Raw genomic sequence first — 2928 nt, forward strand, 5'->3', positions numbered from 1 at the left:
CCCGGGATCTTACGGCGCCGTGCCGGACGAACTGCGGCCAGGGCCCGGTGATTACCGCGCTGACCAGGCACGATAGAGTCAACAATTTGTTGAAGGTGCGGCCGGGGTCACACTTTCTGGGTGCCGAGGACGGCGAGCAGGTCGAAGAGACCGGCGCTGTCGGTGCCGACCGCAGGGGTGAACCAGAGCAGCCGCTGCCGGCCGTCCTCGCTGAACAGGTTGAGGCAGTTGACCTCGATCAGGCCGAGCGAGGGGTGGTTGAGGCGCTTGCGGTCGTCGCGCCGGAAGGCCACGTCGTGATCGGCCCACAGCGCGGCGAATTCGGCAGAGGTGCCGAGCAGCGAGTCGATCATCGAGGCGGCCTCGGTGTCCTTTGCGTCGCGCCGGGCGGCGGCTGCCCGCAGGTCGGCGACAAAGGCGCGGGACTGGCCCTCGTGATCGGCCTCGGGATACAGCAGCCGGGCGTCGGGGTCGGTGAACCACCGGTGGACGAAGCTGGCCCGCGCGCCCCGGAGACCTGACTGGTCCCCGAGCAACGCCACCGCCAGCGGATTCTGTACGAGGGTGACGTGCAGGTCCGTGATGACCTGCGCGGGTGTCGACGTCAGCCGGCCGAGCAGGTCGAGCATCCCCGGATGGACGTGCGAGGCCGGTCCGCCGCGCGCGGGCACCGGGCGGTCGGCCAGGTGGTAGAGGTAGTCGCGCTCGTCGCCGGTCAGGCGCAGCGCCCTGGCCAGCGCGGCGATCATCTGCTCGGAGGGCTGGGAGCCGGCGCCGCGTTCGAGTTCGTTGTAGTAGTCCACCGACGCGCCCGCGAGCTGGGCGACCTCGTCGCGGCGCAGCCCCGGCACCCGGCGCCGTGGCCCGTGGGGGAGTCCCACGTCGGCGGGGCGGATGCGGGCACGCCGCGAGCGCAGGAATGCCCCCAGCTCGGTGTATTTCGCGGAACTCATGGGGCCATTCTGCGTCCGGGCGGACCGCCGACCCAGGGGATGACATCCCCTGGTTGCGCCGGCCGATGCCGCGCATCGTGGAGGACATGACTACGAACCAGCCTTCGACCACACCCTCTGCGTCCGCCGTGCGTGTCGCCGTCGTCACCGGCGGATCACGCGGCATCGGCCGGGCGGTCTCCCTCCAGCTCGCCCGGGACGGCTTCGCCGTGGTGGTGAACTACGCCCGCGACGCCGGCGCCGCCGAGGAGACGGTGGCGTCGATCACCGCCGGCGGCGGGTCGGCGATCTCCGTGCAGGCCGATGTGGCCGACGAGCACGCGGTCGCCGCGCTGTTCGGCCGGGCGGAGCAGGAGTTCGGCGGCGTGGACGTCGTGGTGAACTGCGCCGGCCGGCTCGCGCTCTCCCCGATCGCCGACCTCGACCTGGCGGTGCTCGACGCCGTGCACCGCACCAACATCCGCGGCACCTTCGTCGTCGCGCAGCAGGCCGCCCGGCGGCTGCGCGCGGGCGGCGCGTTCGTGGGGTTCTCGACCTCCGTGGTCGGCACCCGGTTCCCGGCCTACGGTGCGTACGCGGCGAGCAAGGCCGCCGTCGAATCCCTCACGCTGATCCTCGCCCGCGAGCTGCGCGGACGGGACATCACCGTGAACGCCGTCGCCCCCGGCCCCACGGCCACGGACCTGTTCCTCGAGGGCAAGACGCCCGAGCAGATCGACCAGCTCGCCAAGACCCCGCCCCTGGAGCGGCTCGGCACCCCGGAAGACATCGCAGGGGTGGTCGCCTTCCTCGCCGGCCCGGCGGGGCGCTGGGTGAACGGCCAGGTCCTGCGCGCCAACGGAGGCATGGTCTGACGGCACAGCCGTACGCCGCGGCGAACACCGACGCCTTCAGCCGATGCACAGAGGAGACAGCCATGCCTTTCGCCCATTTCAAGGTGCCCGCGGGGACCGTCACCGCCGAGGACAAGAAGAAGATCGTCGAGCGCACCGCCGACCTGTACGCGGAGATATACGGGGAGCGGGCCCGCGCCACCACCGTCGTGCTCGTCGATGAGGTCGCCGACGGAGGCTGGGGCGTCGCCGGCAACGTTCTGACCGCCGCCATGCTCGGCGGCGACGCCTGACTCAGGAGACAGCGGCGCGGACGGCGGTCGTGGCCAGGGTGGTGTAGTGCATCGTGAAGCGGCCTCCCAGCGCGTCGATGGCGCTTCCGACGGCGTCCAGTACCTCGGCCAGCTGGTCGGGGCGCAGCCGGGTGAGGCCGCCGGTGGTGGGCAGCAGGTCCAGCCATTGGCCGCGCGTGTAGGGCTGCTCCCAGTCGAAGCGCCACTGTTCGGGGTCATGGAACTGCCCGGTCTCCCGGATCTGGTCGGCGAACTTCTCGTACGCCGCCTGGTAGAGGGAGAGCGGGCGCCGGGCCGGCTGGCCGCTGAGCGGGGAGTCGGGCGCCGCCCGCCGGAAAGCGGCGGCGAACGGTTCGGCCACCTCGGGCGGCGGCTCGTACGCGTGCCCGAAGATCGCAAGGCGTCCCCCGGGGCGCAGCACCTGTGCCGCCTTCGCGGCGCCGGCGGACGGATCCACCCAGTGCCATGACTGGGCGGCGATGACCGCGTCGAACGTCCGCCCTGCCGGCTGCCAGTCTTCGAAGGCCGCCACCTCGACCGGCAGGCCACGGTCCCGCGCGAAGCCGGCCATCCGCGCATCGGGCTCGACGCCGAGCACGGCGCAGCCTGCCGCCCGGAACTGGCGGGCCGCGATGCCGGTGCCGCAGCCGACGTCGAGCACGTCGGATCCGGGGGATCCGGGGCTCCCCGCGACGATCCGGGCGATCAACACCTCGGGGTAGCCGGGCCGGGCCTGGTCATAGCGTGGTGCGTCCGCGCCGAACGACTCGGCCATCCGCCGGGCCTCATGGGACTTCGCCGGGGTCGGTTCCGGCTGCTCTCGCGGTAACGTGGGCATGCGCCCACCTT

General features: G+C 72.6%; 4 protein-coding genes. 2 read left to right on the forward strand and 2 right to left on the reverse strand.

Annotation, left to right across the window (positions count from 1 at the left end; genetic code table 11):
* Positions 1–107: 107 nt before the first annotated feature.
* The gene (locus ACQKIP_RS44160) at positions 108–953 is read right to left on the reverse strand and encodes a helix-turn-helix transcriptional regulator (protein WP_365855974.1); all 846 of its coding nucleotides are present in this window, start codon (positions 951–953) and stop codon (positions 108–110) included.
* Between the two features lie 86 nt (positions 954–1039).
* Here ACQKIP_RS44160 and ACQKIP_RS44165 point away from each other — a divergent pair, with 86 nt between their 5' ends.
* Positions 1040–1807, forward strand: coding sequence for an SDR family oxidoreductase (locus ACQKIP_RS44165; RefSeq protein ID WP_365855976.1), 768 nt, complete (start codon positions 1040–1042; stop codon positions 1805–1807).
* Positions 1808–1869: 62 nt separating this feature from the next.
* Complete coding sequence (locus tag ACQKIP_RS44170; protein WP_365855978.1) at positions 1870–2079, forward strand: tautomerase family protein; 210 nt, start codon at positions 1870–1872, stop codon at positions 2077–2079.
* A 1-nt stretch (position 2080) separates the two neighbouring features.
* Here ACQKIP_RS44170 and ACQKIP_RS44175 read toward each other — a convergent pair whose 3' ends face one another.
* Positions 2081–2917: a class I SAM-dependent methyltransferase gene (locus tag ACQKIP_RS44175; protein ID WP_365855980.1), complete on the reverse strand. Its 837-nt coding sequence runs from the start codon at positions 2915–2917 to the stop codon at positions 2081–2083.
* Positions 2918–2928 lie beyond the last annotated feature (11 nt).

It is taken from the genome of Streptomyces sp. NPDC059900 (assembly GCF_050270335.1).
GTDB lineage: Bacteria > Actinomycetota > Actinomycetes > Streptomycetales > Streptomycetaceae > Streptomyces.

Excerpts from the sequence above, each read along its gene's own strand:
- ACQKIP_RS44165 (WP_365855976.1), top strand. The coding sequence starts at position 1,040 with ATGACTACGAACCAGCCTTCGACCACACCCTCTGCGTCCGCCGTGCGT.
- ACQKIP_RS44160 (WP_365855974.1), bottom strand. The coding sequence starts at position 953 with ATGAGTTCCGCGAAATACACCGAGCTGGGGGCATTCCTGCGCTCGCGG.
- ACQKIP_RS44175 (WP_365855980.1), bottom strand. The coding sequence starts at position 2,917 with ATGCCCACGTTACCGCGAGAGCAGCCGGAACCGACCCCGGCGAAGTCC.
- ACQKIP_RS44170 (WP_365855978.1), top strand. The coding sequence starts at position 1,870 with ATGCCTTTCGCCCATTTCAAGGTGCCCGCGGGGACCGTCACCGCCGAG.